We start from the raw sequence: 641 nt of genomic DNA on the forward strand, positions 1-641 counted from the left end.
CGGACATCACGATGCCGGAACTGTCGGCCAAGTTGGAAGCCGAGAAGGATGTGACGGCGCATCCGGCCTCGCTGTCGCGAGTGCTGCTGAAGGCGGGCCTGTCGTTCAAAAAAAACACTGCTGGCCAGCGAGGCCGGGCGTGAGGACGTGCGTCAGGCGCGTAACGAGTGGAAGGTGCACCGCCAACCCCGCATGCGCGCGACGGTCGACCGGCTGGTCTTCCTCGACGAAACCGGCACGACGACCAAGATGACCCGTCTGCGGGGCCGGGCTCGCCGTGGTGCTCGCTTGAAAGCCGCCGCGCCGTTCGGACACTGGGCCACCCAGACCTTCATTGCCGGACTGCGGTGCGATCGCCTGACCGTGCCGTGGGTGATGGACCATCCCATGAATCGCGAGAGCTTCGACATCTACATCGAGACCCAACTCGCCCCGACGCTGCAGGCCGGCGACGTGGTGATCCTCGACAATCTCTCCAGCCACAAGAGCACAAAGGCCGAGGCCATCCTCAAGCAGCGCGGAGCCTGGTTCCTCTTCCTGCCGCCCTACAGCCCGGACCTCAACCCGATCGAAATGGCCTTCGCCAAGCTCAAGGCCCATCTCAGACGTATCGGCGCGCGTACAATCGATGCCCTCTGGAA

1 pseudogene is annotated in these 641 nt (G+C 64.4%); it reads left to right on the forward strand.

Going from position 1 to position 641, the window contains the following annotated elements:
* Positions 1-641, forward strand: a pseudogene (locus tag ACT6UX_RS30415) (IS630 family transposase); the annotation flags it as partial.

Origin of the sequence: Reyranella sp. (assembly GCF_052439685.1) — a bacterium.
Lineage (GTDB): Bacteria > Pseudomonadota > Alphaproteobacteria > Reyranellales > Reyranellaceae > Reyranella.